Source organism: Paraburkholderia caffeinilytica (assembly GCF_046030355.1).
Taxonomy (GTDB): domain Bacteria; phylum Pseudomonadota; class Gammaproteobacteria; order Burkholderiales; family Burkholderiaceae; genus Paraburkholderia; species Paraburkholderia caffeinilytica_B.
In genome coordinates, this window is record NZ_JAQQCQ010000011.1 from 1 (window position 1) to 14707 (window position 14707).

At 61.6% G+C, this 14707-nt stretch carries 14 protein-coding genes and 1 pseudogene; 9 read left to right on the forward strand and 6 right to left on the reverse strand.

Annotated features, from left to right (window positions below; genetic code table 11):
• Nucleotides 1-448: pseudogene (locus PQQ95_RS17780) on the reverse strand (glutamine synthetase); the annotation flags it as partial.
• A 456-nt stretch (nucleotides 449-904) separates the two neighbouring features.
• Here PQQ95_RS17780 and PQQ95_RS17785 point away from each other — a divergent pair.
• The 5 genes from PQQ95_RS17785 to PQQ95_RS17805 all read left to right on the forward strand — a co-directional run bounded on the left by PQQ95_RS17785 (nucleotide 905) and on the right by PQQ95_RS17805 (nucleotide 6147).
• Nucleotides 905-2410 carry an aldehyde dehydrogenase gene (locus tag PQQ95_RS17785; protein WP_408438731.1) on the forward strand — a complete coding sequence of 502 codons (1506 nt, stop codon included), beginning with the start codon at nucleotides 905-907 and terminating at the stop codon, nucleotides 2408-2410.
• A 123-nt stretch (nucleotides 2411-2533) separates the two neighbouring features.
• Nucleotides 2534-3925, forward strand: a complete 1392-nt coding sequence (locus PQQ95_RS17790) for an aspartate aminotransferase family protein (protein WP_408438733.1) — start codon at nucleotides 2534-2536, stop codon at nucleotides 3923-3925.
• Between the two features lie 324 nt (nucleotides 3926-4249).
• A complete protein-coding gene (locus PQQ95_RS17795; RefSeq protein ID WP_408438734.1) occupies nucleotides 4250-4621 on the forward strand; it encodes a hypothetical protein in 372 nt (123 codons plus the stop codon).
• A 297-nt stretch (nucleotides 4622-4918) separates the two neighbouring features.
• Nucleotides 4919-5260 carry a hypothetical protein gene (locus tag PQQ95_RS17800; RefSeq protein WP_408438736.1) on the forward strand — a complete coding sequence of 114 codons (342 nt, stop codon included), beginning with the start codon at nucleotides 4919-4921 and terminating at the stop codon, nucleotides 5258-5260.
• Between the two features lie 2 nt (nucleotides 5261-5262).
• Entirely contained in the window at nucleotides 5263-6147 is an 885-nt protein-coding gene (locus tag PQQ95_RS17805) for a 4-hydroxy-tetrahydrodipicolinate synthase family protein (RefSeq protein ID WP_408438738.1), read from the forward strand.
• Between the two features lie 165 nt (nucleotides 6148-6312).
• Here PQQ95_RS17805 and PQQ95_RS17810 read toward each other — a convergent pair whose 3' ends face one another.
• A complete protein-coding gene (locus tag PQQ95_RS17810) occupies nucleotides 6313-7026 on the reverse strand; it encodes a Crp/Fnr family transcriptional regulator (protein WP_408438740.1) in 714 nt (237 codons plus the stop codon).
• A 91-nt stretch (nucleotides 7027-7117) separates the two neighbouring features.
• On the opposite strand from PQQ95_RS17810, the gene PQQ95_RS17815 reads away from it, so the two are divergent.
• Entirely contained in the window at nucleotides 7118-7657 is a 540-nt protein-coding gene (locus PQQ95_RS17815) for an Mpo1 family 2-hydroxy fatty acid dioxygenase (RefSeq protein WP_408438741.1), read from the forward strand.
• A 98-nt stretch (nucleotides 7658-7755) separates the two neighbouring features.
• On the opposite strand, the gene rarD is transcribed toward PQQ95_RS17815, so the two are convergent.
• Nucleotides 7756-8652, reverse strand: a complete 897-nt coding sequence (gene rarD / locus PQQ95_RS17820) for an EamA family transporter RarD (RefSeq protein WP_408438743.1) — start codon at nucleotides 8650-8652, stop codon at nucleotides 7756-7758.
• Nucleotides 8653-9256: 604 nt separating this feature from the next.
• Between rarD and egtD the strand changes: the two genes are divergently transcribed.
• Nucleotides 9257-10240 carry an L-histidine N(alpha)-methyltransferase gene (gene egtD, locus PQQ95_RS17825; RefSeq protein ID WP_408438745.1) on the forward strand — a complete coding sequence of 328 codons (984 nt, stop codon included), beginning with the start codon at nucleotides 9257-9259 and terminating at the stop codon, nucleotides 10238-10240.
• A 4-nt stretch (nucleotides 10241-10244) separates the two neighbouring features.
• Here the strand turns inward: egtD and PQQ95_RS17830 are convergent, their stop codons facing one another.
• Nucleotides 10245-10538 carry an acylphosphatase gene (locus PQQ95_RS17830; RefSeq protein ID WP_063500556.1) on the reverse strand — a complete coding sequence of 98 codons (294 nt, stop codon included), beginning with the start codon at nucleotides 10536-10538 and terminating at the stop codon, nucleotides 10245-10247.
• 161 nt (nucleotides 10539-10699) lie between these two features.
• On the opposite strand from PQQ95_RS17830, the gene hpnA reads away from it, so the two are divergent.
• Nucleotides 10700-11710, forward strand: a complete 1011-nt coding sequence (gene hpnA, locus PQQ95_RS17835) for a hopanoid-associated sugar epimerase (RefSeq protein ID WP_408438747.1) — start codon at nucleotides 10700-10702, stop codon at nucleotides 11708-11710.
• A 226-nt stretch (nucleotides 11711-11936) separates the two neighbouring features.
• A complete protein-coding gene (locus tag PQQ95_RS17840) occupies nucleotides 11937-12530 on the forward strand; it encodes a hypothetical protein (RefSeq protein ID WP_408439117.1) in 594 nt (197 codons plus the stop codon).
• Between the two features lie 76 nt (nucleotides 12531-12606).
• Here PQQ95_RS17840 and PQQ95_RS17845 read toward each other — a convergent pair whose 3' ends face one another.
• Together PQQ95_RS17845 and hpnC are read right to left on the reverse strand one after the other, a co-directional pair.
• Complete coding sequence (locus PQQ95_RS17845) at nucleotides 12607-13779, reverse strand: glycosyltransferase (protein ID WP_408438749.1); 1173 nt, start codon at nucleotides 13777-13779, stop codon at nucleotides 12607-12609.
• The gene (gene hpnC / locus PQQ95_RS17850; protein ID WP_408439120.1) at nucleotides 13779-14645 is read right to left on the reverse strand and encodes a squalene synthase HpnC; all 867 of its coding nucleotides are present in this window, start codon (nucleotides 14643-14645) and stop codon (nucleotides 13779-13781) included. The genes PQQ95_RS17845 and hpnC overlap by 1 nt, the downstream gene beginning before the upstream one ends.
• Nucleotides 14646-14707 lie beyond the last annotated feature (62 nt).

Here is a 14707-nt window from a genome sequence, read left to right on the forward strand (position 1 = left end):
GCAGCGGCAGGTCCGGGTCCTTGTTCATGTCGACCAGATAGAACTCGAGCTCGGGCGCAATAACCGGCTTCCAGCCTTTGGCCTTGTAGAGTTCGAGCACGCGGCGCAGCACGCGGCGCGGCGAGATCGCGACGGGCGTGCCATCGAAGTGAACGCAATCGTGGATCACCTGGGCGGTCGGGTCGACTGCCCACGGAATCATGCGGATGGTGCTGGCGTCGGGAACGCAGACCATGTCCGGGTCGGTGACGCCGGTGAGCGTGCCGTCTTCCGGATAGTCGCCTGTGACGGTCTGGATCATCACCGCCTGCGGCAAGCGCATCGATTCGCCGGATTCGAACTTGCTGCGCGGAATGATCTTGCCGCGTGCGATCCCGGCCATATCCGGAATGATCGCTTCGATTTCGGTGACGCGGTTCTTCTTCAGGAAGTCGTCGATTTCGTTCATGGCTCTTTATCCGTCCTCCACCCACCGGCGCGACGCACAACGTCTCCTGTGCGCGCGGCTCTTGCAACATGGCGTTCCTGGTCCCGCAAAACCTCCAGATACAAGGGCTTTACGGCGAACGATGGATGGAGCGTAGCATCGCCCATTTATTGAATAAAAATAGTTTTCCTACCTTATGGATAGTTTTTTAAGATGCAAAAACGCGTCGCAGCTTTCCGCCTATTAGTAGCCGGTTCACAATCTGTTCCGGCATTTGCACAACGAAACCGTGAAAGAAATCAGCAAGGAATGCAACTTTGAAAATGGATAGGAAAAACAGATGCAATGGAGAGCAAATTTGTTCTTTCCGGTCCCTTTTTGTTGGTCGACAGTACGGTGTCAGAACAGTAGCTGTCGCAATCATTGATATAGGAGAGGGGCAGATACGCCTGCCTGTCTCCAGACCGGAGTCAAGCCTTGAGTCATTCTTCATCTGATATCCACACCCATGCGGACTGGCGGCGACTGGCCGCAGACGTTCTCCCGCGCGCGCAGGCACACATTGACGGCCGGTTCACGGACGCTCAGGACGGCAAGACCTTTCAGGCGATCAATCCGGCCACCGAGACGGTGATTGCCAACGTTGCATCCTGTGGCGTTGCCGAGGTTGACGATGCCGTTCGTGCTGCCCGTGTTTCGTTCGATGCTGGGCACTGGTCGCGCTGTCCGCCGGCGGAACGCAAGCGCGTCTTGAGCCGCCTGGGTGCATTGATTGCGTCGCACGGCGCGGAGCTCGCCCTGCTCGACTCGCTCAATATGGGCAAACGCGTGGCCGACGCCTTCGACATCGACGTGCCGGCCGCCAGCAGCCTGTTCTGCTGGTATGGCGAAGCGATCGATAAGGTGAACGGCGAAGTCGCGTCGACCGATCCAGGCAATCTCGCCGTTGTCACGCGCGAGCCGCTCGGCGTGGTGGGTGCAGTCGTGCCGTGGAATTTCCCGCTCGATATGGTGGCCTGGAAAATTGCCCCGGCCCTTGCGGCAGGCAATAGCGTCGTGCTGAAGCCCGCGGAACAGTCCCCGCTATCCGCCTTGCGTCTTGCGGAACTCGCGCTCGAAGCCGGACTGCCGCCAGGCGTGCTGAACGTCGTACCCGGCTTCGGCGAGACGGCGGGGCGCGCGCTCGGCTTGCATCCGGACGTCGATGTCCTGGCGTTTACGGGGTCGACGGCCGTCGGCAAGAAGTTTCTCGAATATGCCGCGCAATCGAATATGAAGCAGGTCTGGCTCGAATGCGGCGGCAAGAGCCCGAATCTGGTTTTCGAAGACGCAGACGATCTCGATCTCGCAGCCCGCAAAGCGTGCTTCGGTATTTTCTTCAATCAGGGCGAAGTCTGCTCGGCCAATTCACGACTGCTGGTGCATCGCTCGATCCACGATGAATTTGTCGATCGCCTGATCGCGCAGTCGCGCGACTTCATGCCGGGCGATCCGCTTGATCCTGCCAGCGGCATGGGCGCAATCGTCGACCGCACTCAGTTCGAGCGGGTTAAAGAATGGATCGCACGAGGGCGCACGAACGCGACGCTGGCAACCGGCGGCGGAACCCGGCTTGTCGACGGCAAGGGGTATTTCATCGAGCCGACCATTTTCGTCGACGTGAACGCAAACGATCCGATTGCGCGTGAAGAAATCTTTGGACCGGTGCTGTCGGTTCTCAAATTCGATACCGAGGACGAGGCGATCGCGCTCGCCAACGATTCGATTTATGGACTCGCTGCTTCGGTCTGGACGGGCGGTCTATCACGCGCACATCGCGTGGCGTCACGCTTGCGGGCCGGCACGGTTTCCGTCAACACCGTCGACGCACTCAGCGCGCAAACTCCGTTTGGGGGTTTCCGTCAATCGGGATTCGGCCGCGATCTGTCCTTGCATGCACTCGACAAATACACCGGGCTAAAAACGACGTGGATCAGCTATTGATCCGTCGCGCCGCTGCCAAAACAAATCTGCAATAAGCCTGAGCGTAAAGCCTGGGTGCGGACGACTCGCCGCACCGGGACGTGAAAAAAGAAAGCCGTCCGTTACACAACTGGAACCTTGAACATGAATGCTCCTAATTTCCCGCACCGCGCCACCCGCGATTACCAACAAAGCGATGCAGCCCACCATCTGCATGCCTTCGTCGATCAGAAAGCCCTGAACAACGAAGGGCCGCGTGTGATGGTTCGGGGCGAAGGTGTCTATCTGTGGGATAACGATGGAAACCGTTACATCGACGGCATGTCTGGCCTCTGGTGCACCAACGTCGGTTACGGCCGTCAGGAGCTGATCGACGCAGCGTCACGGCAGATGAAGGAACTGTCGTACTACAACATGTTCTTTCACACCACGCATCCCGCAGTGATCGAATTGTCGGAACGGCTGTTCTCGCTGCTGGGCGATCGTTTTAGTCACGTCGTGTACACGAACTCAGGCTCCGAGGCGAATGAAGTCCTCATTCGTACGGTGCGCCGGTACTGGGACATCATGGGCAAGCCCGGCAAAAAGGTATTGATCGGGCGAATCAATGGCTACCACGGGTCGACCGTCGGCAGCGCGTCGCTGGGCGGCATGGCCTTCATGCATGAGATGGGCGACCTGCCGATTCCCAATGTGACACACGTCGATGAACCCTACTGGTACGCGAACGGTGGCGATCTGAGCCCTGAAGCGTTCGGCAAGCAGGCCGCGTTGTCGCTCGAAAAGAAGATTCTCGAACTGGGCGCGGACCGGGTCGGCGCCTTTATCGCCGAACCGTTCCAGGGGGCGGGCGGCATGATCTTTCCGCCGGACGGCTACTGGCAGGAGATCCAGCGCATTTGCCGTCAGTACGACGTGCTGTTGTGTGCGGACGAAGTGATCGGCGGTTTCGGGCGAACCGGCGAGTGGTTCGCGCACCGGCATTTCGGCTTCGAGCCGGATCTGATCTGTATTGCCAAGGGTCTGACGTCGGGCTACGTGCCGATGGGCGGTCTGGTGATGAGCCGGCAAGTTGGCGAGGCGCTGGTCGAGAAAGGCGGTGTCTATGCGCACGGATTGACCTACTCAGGTCACCCGGTTGCGGCGGCGGTTGCGCTGGCCAATCTCGATGTCCTTCAGAACGAGCATCTGGTCGAGCGCACGAAGAGCGATACGGGTCCGTATCTGCAGAAGGCGTTGCGTGACGCATTCGCCGATCACCCGTTGATCGGTGAGATCCAGGGCGTGGGGGCGGTGGCCGCAATACAGTTCGCGAAAAACAAGGCCACGCGTGAGCGCTTTAGCGACGAAGCCGAGTTGACCTGGCATAGCCGGTCTGTCGGCTTCGAACTGGGCGCCATCGTACGCTCGACGAACGGCCGGCTGATCGTCGCCCCGCCGCTGGTGATCGACCACGCGCAGATCGACGAACTGGTCGACAAGATGCGGCAGGCCGTCGATGCGACTGCACAGAAGGTACTCGGCAATAGCCGTTGATCCTGCTTTGACGCGTGTGCCGTTTCAGCCCGGCGCGGGTAGCTGAACGGCACACGCCACATATCAAAGCGGACGCAAGCTCATCAACCGACGCATGCCGTCGTGCCCGGCAATATCCTCCAGGACCAATCGCGCCGCCGCGCGCGATTCTCGCCATCCGCTTCGCCAGATCCCGTTCGAATTGCACACGGCAATATGTATCCGCCGTTACGTTTTGTCACCAGAGCATCGTCAACTGCTGTCTTCCGGCCAACGTTAAACCGGCAGCGCTGAAACATTTCAGCCGCGACACAAAGAACAACCGGTTTAACCAGGAGTTACATCATGAAGACGCTTTTCGCTGCTCTCGCTTCCGCTCTGGTCGTGTCGACTGCATTTGCCCAAACTGCAGCACCGGCGGCCGCGCAACCGGCGCAAACGCAACCTGCCGGTCAAGCGAATCTGAAGGCGAGCACCGCCGTGCAAACCGGCGCCACGGATGAAGGCGCCGCCACGACAAAAGCGCCGACCAAGGCGGCGACGAAGGCGCACGTGAAAAAGGCTTCCACCAGCCACACGGCAAAGGCCCATAAGGCCGTCAAGAAGACCGCCGTTGAAGCAAGCGCGGACAAGACCAAAACGGAGAGTGCGAAAGAGGCCAGCAATGTCCCGGCAAAAGCCGACGGCGCAAAGACCGACGCGACGAAAACGCAATAACACGTGATCGGTTTTCGGCACACACCGGCCACGCATCTGTAGTTAATCGAAGCCGAACGCTGCCGTTCAGGGAGGGCGAGTCTCACGACTCGCCTTTTTTTATGGGCATGTCGAATGAACGGGTTTGAAGTCCGCGCAACGTTAAATTGCCAGCGCGGCGCCTGATTCAATTCGAGCACCACGTCGAACCCGCATGATTTTTTCAGCGGATACCCCAATTTTTGCACTGCGTTTACTCGTACACGTCTAATCTCGAACTGTCCTGATCAACCATGGCGTCAACGAACGCCGCATCAAATGGCACTCACGCAATCCATCGACAACGTCGAAACGCAGCCGCTCAGCGCGCCGCCGGTCCAGCGCAACAATGTTCTTTCCTTCCCCGTTGGTCGCGCCCGCTTGCAGGTCACCCTGCCTCATCCCCCGCACGATCTTCCCGGCACCCAACTCAGCACGCTGCTTCATTCTCCGCTCGGCGTATATGTGGTCAGCACGGAGGCCGTGCGTGAAGAAGTGCGCGTGCAACTCGACATCGCGCTCGACGACCTCGATTTCACCTTGCATACGCTGATTTCGACACTCCCTGCTGCACTGATCGGACCATTGAAGCGCCGCCATGCCGTCGCAAAGGCATGCTAATCATGTTCTCCGGAATCTGGTTGCCCATCGTTACGCCGTTCCGGAATGGTGAGGTCGACGTCGACGCGTTACAGCGTCTCGCGAACTACTATCTCCGCACGGAGATCAGCGGTTTTGTCGCGCTGAGCACGACCGGCGAAGCCGCTTTGTTACAGGAATCCGAACGCCTCACCGTCTTGCAAGCGCTAACCGATGTGATCGGTTCCCGTCTGCCGATGCTGATCGGCGTTGGGGGCGCCAATACACGCGACGTCCTGCACGATATTCAGCGCTATGAGCGCTGGGACTGCGCGGGCTACCTGGTATCTCCGCCGTCATACGTATGTCCGGATCAAGCCGGCGTGCAATGGCATTTCGAACAGGCCGCACTCGCCACCGAACGCCCTATCGTTCTGTACGACGTGCCGCACCGCACCGGCGTGACGATCGCGCCGGACACGGTTGCCCGTCTGGTCGAATGCAGCAATATCGTCGCGATCAAGGAATGCGTAAAGGATCATTTCAGCAAGCTGCGCGGCCTGCCGATCAATGTGCTGTGCGGCACCGATGAAGCCTTGGACGACTGCCTGCACAACGGCGGCACAGGTGGCATTCTGGCAAGCGCACATGTCTGCGCGGACTTGCTGGTCGCAGTACAGGAATTGATCCGCACCGGCCGCGACCCGGACGAACGCAATCTGTTCGCGAGTTTGTTGCCCGTGTTGCGCCTGCTGTTCGCCGCGCCCAATCCGTCCGCGATCAAGGCGATGCTGGCATTCGATCATGCAATGACCGACGAAACGCGCATGCCGATCACGCGCGCGTCGGCACAACTCGTCGAGCGATTGAGCACCGCGCGCGACAGGTTGCAGGACCTGCGCGCCGAGTTTGCTGAAGCGATGAGCTAAAGCAGCCACAAGAAGGTTCGAGGTGGAATGCGCCGCGAATGAGTTCATCATCGCGAATCGCTAAAGAAATAGAAGTGCGCCGTAAGATGCTTATAAAGATGCAGCGGCGCGTGAGTAGACGTGTAGGGGAGACAAAGATTGAGCTTTGCGTGTAGATCGAGGCGATCAATCCGCGGACGGATTCAGATCGGCTAGCGCCCTGAGCTTTTGCACATCGGTAATGTCGATTTCCGCATAGCCCAGCTTCAACGCGCCCTGCGCTTCGAACTGCTTGAGCACCTGATTGATCGTCTGCCGCGACAACGCCAGCATCATCGCCAGGTCCTCCTGCGGCACCTTGAGGACGCGCCGCAATGCGCCGGGTTCGCCGTAGCCGCCTGCCATCAACAGCAAACGGCGCGCCACGCGCTGCGCGGCGGGCAGCAAGGCGGCTTCTTCAATGGCGTCGAAAGCGAGGCGCAGCTTTTGCGTCAACAGCAAACCGAAGGCATGCCAATATTCGGGCATACGTTCGAGCAGTTCGGCAAGCGCGGTGCGTGGCACATGAAACAGCTCCGAATCGCGTTCGGCATACGCGTTATGGGTTCGCGGCCGGTTATCGAACAGCGCGATCTCGCCGAACCAGTTGACCGGCTCGATAACTGCAAGCAATGCCTCTTTGCCGGCCGAACTCGCCGCGCCGATTCTCACGAGACCGTCGAGCACGCAATAGAGGCCGTCGTCGGAATCGCCGCGCGTGAAGAGCCGCTCGCCGGCCGCGAGGCGCTCCACACGCCCCGCTTCGATCAGCCGCGCCCGCATGGCAGCGGGCGCCGAGCGAAACCACGCGCTGCGTTCAAGCAGCGCGGCAAGCTCATTCGATGAAAAACTCGCAGTCATAGGACGGTGTCCGTGCCCGATTGTCGGCTACCCGATGGTTTCAAATTCCGCTGCCCGCGATTATGCTGACTTTGATTGAGGAGCGGCATCCATGAGAACGCTGACGCAACAGCTGACGCAATACGCGGCCTACCACCGCGACCGGCGCAATATCGCCACGCATTTCGTCGGCATTCCGATGATCGTGCTGGCGCTGGCGGTATTGTTGAGCCGGCCTGCTTTCAGCTTCGGCGCGCTACCGTACACCTTATCGCCCGCTTGGGTATTGTTCGCCGCGGCGACCCTCTACTACCTGGTACTCGACGTGCCGCTCGGCGCGATGATGGCCGTGGTATCGGTAGTGTGCATCGCTTGCGGGCAGTGGCTCGCCGCGCAAACTACCCTCGTCTGGCTCGCCTCGGGTATCGGACTCTTTGTGATCGGCTGGGTGTTTCAATTCATCGGCCACGTGGCCTACGAACATCGCAAGCCGGCCTTTGTCGACGATGTGATCGGTTTGCTGATCGGGCCGCTATTCGTTCTCGCTGAGGCGTTGTTTGGGTTTGGCTGGCGGCCGGCGTTGCGCGAAGCGATCGAGGCACAGGTCGGCGCAACGCGCATCAATACGGATCGCACGGCAGCGCACCGCTGAATTGCGCTGCCTGATTCAGCGGGCCAAGCTCAACGCTGCGTGCAGTCCCAGCTCAACCACCCGCCGCGTTTCAACCAATGCAGCTCAATCCACGCGCCTCAACGCGGCGCTAACCGAACGAGCCGCACGCTATGCAAAGCCGTCAGCGCAACCGCCATCCAGATCGGAATATACGTGGCTAACTGTCCGGCGCTGAGCGTCTCGCCGAGCAACGTGATCGAGACAAATACAAGCAATACCGGCTCGACATAGCCGAGAATGCCGAACAAGGCGACCGGCAATAGGCGGCTCGCCTTCAGATACGAAGCCAGCGCAACCGTGCTGAGCGCGCCGAGCCCCGGCAACAGCAAGCACCACATGTCGATCCGTCCGCCGATCATGGTCAACGAACCGCCTATGATGATGAACACGGCCGCCGCAGGCAGCAGCAGCGCCATTTCCACGGTGAACATGGCGAGCGAATCCTGGTTGATTTTGCGGCGCAGCACAAAATACGGCGGATAACCGAGCGAGACGAGCAAGGTAGGCCACGAAAAGGCACCCGTCATCCACAGTTCATGCACGACGCCCAATACAGCGCAAATCACCGCGAGCCATTGCAGACCGTCGAGGCGCTCGTAATAGTAGAAGCGCCCCACCAGCACCATCACGAGCGGCAGCAGAAAATAGCCGAGCGAGACTTCGAGCATGCGTCCATGCAGCGGCGCCCATAGAAACACCCATAGCTGCACACCCAGCAAGGCCGCGCTGACAACCATCGCTGCGCCGAGCTTCGGCTCTGTCACCATGCGGCAAAGAAGTTGCCGGAGAATCGGCAGGCGTTTGCGCAACATGATCAGCAATAGCGCCCCGGGAACAGTCCACACGACCCGCCACGCGAAAATGTCGAGACCGCTCAACGGCTCGAGCAGCTTGGCGTAAGCGGACAGTAAAGCAAACAGCGCCGACGCGCCGACTGACAACGCGATACCGCGCTTTGGGTCATACTGGTTCATTGCGCGGCCCGTGGCGCTATCACTTCGACGTGCGGTGCAGGTACGCGAGCGGAGCGGGATGCAGATGTGTGCGGCGCAGCATAAGGCTGTGCGCCTCGATTTGTTGTCATTAGAGGTGAAGTCTCACAAGCAGGCAGTGCGGCTGATAGTGCGTATCAAGCGCCGCATTTTTATCTTCGATAGGCGATGCAAGCGGGCATTCTAGACGGGTTCCTCGCCAGCGTGTCCGCGCGGTCCTTTCAGCAAGCTGCAATTTTTCCCGTGCGCATCGCGCGCCGATGCACTAGAACATAACTTCACGCGCGATAGGCGAATTCGCAACTGCAACGCCGGCAACTGCCCATGCCGTTGCTCAAGCGCGAATCTTGCTACGAAGTCGGGTGGCACCGTTGGCAAGGTCTTCCAGGACGTTCTGGAGATCCGTCGCAACCGTCAATCGTCATTTGCAACCGTCATCTGCAGCACCAATGAGCCGGGCCAATCAAGGCAGTCCACGCGGACCGGGCCCGTCCGTCTTCCCGCTGCATGCATCACTTGTGTTTCGTTGCACCTGCCACCATCCGGCCAGCCATCCCACTCATCGAATGTGACTACTGGAGCCAGCATGACCCAGCCAGCCCTCTCACACGACACATCGCCCGACCTGCTACGCGCGGCCTTCGCCGCCGACGTTCGCGCTGGACTCACGCACACGCCACAAAAAGAGTTGCCGTCCAAGTACCTGTATGACGAAGTGGGCTCAGCGCTGTTTGAAGTGATCACCGTATTGCCCGAATACGGTGTGACACGCGCCGAGGAGCGGCTGCTCGCTAAGCATGCCGCGGACATCGTCGCGCATTTGCCGCACGACGTGACGGTCGCCGAACTGGGCAGCGGCAGCGGCCGCAAAACGCGGCGCATTCTGGAAGCGCTGTGTAAAAAGCGCCCCACTTCTTACTGCCCGATTGAAATTTCGCGCAGCGCGTTGCAGCTGTGCAGGCGCGAACTCGGTGACATCGAACGGATTTCGATCGTCGGCTATGAACGCGATTATCTGGCCGGACTGGCCGAGGTGAGCAAGAACCGCGCGGCAGACGAGCGCTTACTCGTCCTGTTTCTTGGCAGTACGATCGGCAATTTCGGCCGGCTCGCGGCGACGCGTTTTCTGCGCGATATCCGCAACATGCTCGCGCCCGGCGACGCGCTGCTGCTCGGCACGGATCTGATCAAGCCGACGCCGGTGCTCGTGGCCGCGTATGACGATTCGATCGGCGTCACCGCATCGTTCAACCTGAATCTGCTGGCGCGCATCAATCGCGAACTCGACGGCGATTTTCCGCTCGATGCGTTCGAACACGTCGCCCGCTTCAATCCGGACGCGCGCAGCATCGAGATGCATCTGCGTGCGAAGCGCGATGTCACCGCGCATGTGGGCGCCGCGCAATTGACGGTCGCGCTCAAGGCAGGCGAAACGATCTGGACCGAGAGCAGCCACAAATATCGCGCGGACGAGATGCCCGCGATCGCCGACGACGCAGGCTTCGTGTGCAGCCATCAGTGGATCGAAGACGGGTGGGGGTTCGCTGAGAGTTTGCTGGTGGCGCGATAAGGGTTCAGTGCTGCTCGAACCGCTCGTAACGCTTTTCGGTCGCGCGCTCTTCGCCGGTCACTTCGGTGACGCGCGCCGCCGGCGGCCCGTGACGCAGCCACGACAGCATCCGGTCGACCTGGTTGGCCGAACCCTGCAACATGGCTTCGACGGAACCGTCGTCGAGATTCGCCACCCATCCCTTGATACCGAGCGCATGGGCCTGCCGTACGGTGGCGTGGCGAAAGCCCACGCCCTGCACGGTGCCGCGCACCCGCACGTAATACGTTTCGATCCGTTGATCCAGATCCGGGGCCATGCCGTCCTCTCTCACAATCTTTCAAGCCGGCATTCTAGCCGCGTCGCGACGAGAATGCTCGGCGTCTCTTGAACTCGCCCGCACGCCGAGGCCGCCCGGCGCGACACACGGCACGCGCGACACGTACAATCCGTCGACTGTCACGCAGGGAAAGAAAGAGAATGACCGAACAGAATCGCGATCTCGTGCTCGTGACCGGCGCATCCGGCTTCGTCGGCTCGTCGGTGGCGCGCATCGCGCAGCAGAAGGGTTTCAAGGTGCGCGTGCTGGTGCGCGCCACCAGTCCGCGCAAAAACGTCGAGGCGCTGGATGCGGAAATCGTCGTCGGCGATATGCGCGACGAAGCGTCGATGCGCAGCGCGCTGCGCGGCGTGCGCTATCTGCTGCACGTCGCTGCCGACTATCGCCTGTGGGCGCCGGACCCGAGCGAAATCGAGCGCTCGAACCTCGAAGGCACCGAGGCGACCATGCGCGCGGCGTTGAAGGAAGGCGTCGAACGCATCGTGTACACGAGCAGCGTGGCCACGCTGAAAGTCACCAGTTCCGGCCAGTCCGCTGACGAAACGTCGCCGCTGAAAGCCGATCAGGCGATCGGCGTGTACAAGCGCAGCAAGGTGCTGGCCGAACGCGCGGTGGAGCGCATGATCGCCGAAGACGGCCTGCCGGCTGTAATCGTCAATCCGTCCACGCCAATCGGTCCGCGCGACGTCAAGCCGACGCCGACCGGGCGCATTATCGTCGAAGCGGCGCTCGGCAAAATTCCCGCATTCGTCGATACGGGGCTGAACCTCGTGCACGTGGACGACGTGGCTGCCGGCCATTTTCTTGCGCTCGAACGCGGCAAGATTGGCGAGCGCTATATTCTCGGCGGCGAGAATCTGCCGCTGCAGCAAATGCTCGCGGATATCGCCGCGCTGACCGGCCGCAAGGCGCCGACGCTGAGTTTGCCGCGCTGGCCGCTCTATCCGCTCGCCGCAGGCGCCGAAGCGGTCGCCAAGATCACGAAGCGCGAACCGTTCCTCACTGTCGACGGCTTGAAGATGTCGAAGAACAAGATGTACTTCACGTCGGCGAAGGCCGAACGCGAACTCGGCTATCGCGCGCGGCCCTATCGGGAAGGGTTGAGCGATGCGCTCGATTGGTTCAGACAGGCCGGGTATTTGAAGCCCTGAATGAAGCCCTGAAGTGAGGCCGAATCCAAGGCTGTACTTTTCGCCCGCACGAACGACCTGACGCGTGCGGGTCCATCAGGTCAGGCCGCTCAAGTCGCGGCATGCAAGCCACGCCGGGCGATCCAGCGCGGCCTGCACGCACTTTGTTACAACGTCACTGTGTTTGCGACAGGTAAAAGCCTACGCGCAGCAGGTAAAATCGTGGGTCTTACCAGAGAAACCTCGCATGAATCTTCATGAACAGCTCGGCGCGCTGGAAATGGGCGTCGATCAGCTCATCCAGGCTGTCGTGGCCCCGCGGGCCGAAAACATTCCCGAGACACCCGCATTAACCGCAGCGCAGGAAGCGCCGGTGGCGGATCACGTCGCGTCCAGATCGAAAGCAGAAGACGTTGCGCCTGAAGCAGCGGCGGCCGTGGTAGAAGCGGCGGAGACGACGGAAACGACGGAAACGGCATCTGCGCCCGCGCCTGGTGAAGAACCAGCCGCCCAGGCGCTGCCCACCCTCGAAATCAACCGCCCGGCGCAGAACGAAATCACGATGACGATCGGCGGCCAGACGGTCGCGCTGCGTGCCGAGCAGATCGGCCAGCTGATCGAGGAATTGTCGAACGCCCGTGCCTCGATGACGCCGGAACCGCCGCCCGGAATCCCGCCGGGTTGGCGCTTCGTATCGACGAAAAATCCCGTCATGGCCGTGCAGAAACAGTCGAACGGCGACCGCCTGCTGGTCATGCGCCACACCGGCCACGGCTGGGTGCCGTTCACGTTCTCGCCCGATATGGTGATTCAGATGTACATGATGCTCACCAACGCCTGATGTCCCCGTCGACGTAAAAAAAGCGGCACCCGAGCGCCGCTTTTTTTCGTCCGACACATTGCGGGACAGGCGCGTCTCAGCGCTCCTGCACGGGCGCCTGCACCCGCGCCTTCCATTGGCCACCCTTGCCGCGCCAGTAGCGCACCGCCGACGCAAACGTCGCGCCGACATAGAACAACGCAACCAGCGGCAGAAACGGCGCCCACAGCGGCGAGCGGCGGTAATAGCTGAGCATCGGCGCATAAGCGCAGCACATGAGCGCCCAGGCAAGCCACGCGGGCCAGCCCAGGGGACCGAGCACCAGTGCGGCGGCCGGCGGCACCAGGTAGATGATCGTCATACCCAGCAGCGTACCGGCCAGCAACAGCGGCGAGTAATGCAGCTGCGTAAAAGCCGTACGCGCGATCATGTTCCAGATCTCACGCCAGCTATCGTACGGACGCAGCGACACGCTGCGCGCCGCCACATCCAGACGGATCGGGTGACGCCCCGTGCCGCGATGCTTGATTCGCGCGGCGAGGCTGCAATCGTCGATCAGCTCGGCGCGAATCGACTCGATGCCGCCCGCTTCTTCGAGCGCGCTGCGCCGCACCAGCATGCAGCCGCCCGCCGCCGCTGCCGTGCGGTTGCGCGGATTGTTGACCCACGAGAACGGATACAGCTTGGCGAAGAAGAACACGAAGGCCGGAATCAGCGCCTTCTCCCAGAACGAATCGCAGCGCAGACGGACCATCAGCGAGACAAGGTCGCGCTTTTCCGCATCCGCACGGGCGACGAGTTGCGCGACGGCGTCGGCGGGATGGCCGATGTCGGCATCGGTTAATAACAGGAAATCGGCGGGCAGGCCGAGCGTGCGCACCGCCTCGATACCTTGCGACTGCGCCCACACCTTGCCCGACCAGCCCGGCGGCAGCGGCTTTGCGCTCAGCACCGTCAGGCGATCGGGGCATTGCAGTTGCAACGCGGCGGCACGAGCGGCGTCGGCGGTGCCGTCGGTGCTGTGGTCGTCGACGACGATCACGTGGAAGGCGCCCGGATAGTCCTGCTCGAGCAAGGTGGTGACCGCTTCTGCGATCACATCGACTTCATTGCGTGCCGGCACCACGGCGGCAACCGCCGGCCACGTTTCGCGCGGTTCAAGCGTGAGCGGCGCGGCGGGCCGCGCCCGCCAGAAACCGCCGCGCGCAAACAGCAACACGCACCAGATCAACAGGGACAGACAGGACAGAAGAAACAGAACCACCACCATTAAGCATTTCCCTCAAGTGAACCCGCTGGCACGCCGACGCGCCGCGACAGGCGCATCACCAGCGTGCGTATCGCGACGACACACCAGTCAAATGTGTTGAGCACCGGCCGCTGGCGAAACACGTCGTAGCCGGCCTTTTCGATCCGCTCGAGGATGCGCAGGCCGCCGTGGATGGCGCCGCACAGTTCGATCCCCAAGCGCCCGGGAATGCGCAGCGCGAGCGGCGCGCCACGGACCAGCGTGGTCCGCACGAACGAAATTTCGTAGGCCATCAGCTTCGTCCAGGCGTCGTCGACAACGCCTCTCGCAATCTGCGCCTCGGTCACGTTGAAGCGCCGCAGATCCGCGAGCGGCAGATAGACACGGTCTTTTTCCCAATCGGCCGCGACGTCCTGCCAGAAGCTGATCAGTTGCGAGGCTGTGCAGATCGCATCGGCGTCGGCGAGATTCTCCGGCGTGGCTGCGCACACCAGATGCAGCATCAGATGCCCGATCGGGCTAGCCGAGTGGCGGCAATAGTCGAGCAAGGCGGACCGGTCGGCGTAACGGCGGGTGTCGATGTCCTGACCGCAGGCGTGGAGCAGGTCGTAGAACGGCGCGAGCGGCAGTTTATACTGCGCGATCACGCCGGCGAGCTTGCCGAACAGCAGCGGGTGTACCGGCGCCGCGCGCCGCTCCGCCACCGCGTCGAGGCCGGCGCGGAAGTCGGCCAGGCGGGCATGCCGCTCGGCCGGGCTCCAGTCGCCTTCCTCGGCAATGTCAGCAGCGGTGCGGACAACCTGATAGATAATGCCGACTGGCGCGCGCAGCGCCTTTGGCAGCAACACGCTCGCGACCGGAAAATTTTCGTATTGATCGACGTCCATCCAGCGAGCCTCGAAACCTTTTTGTAATGCGGCCGCCAACGTGCGCCGCAGGACCATGTAGT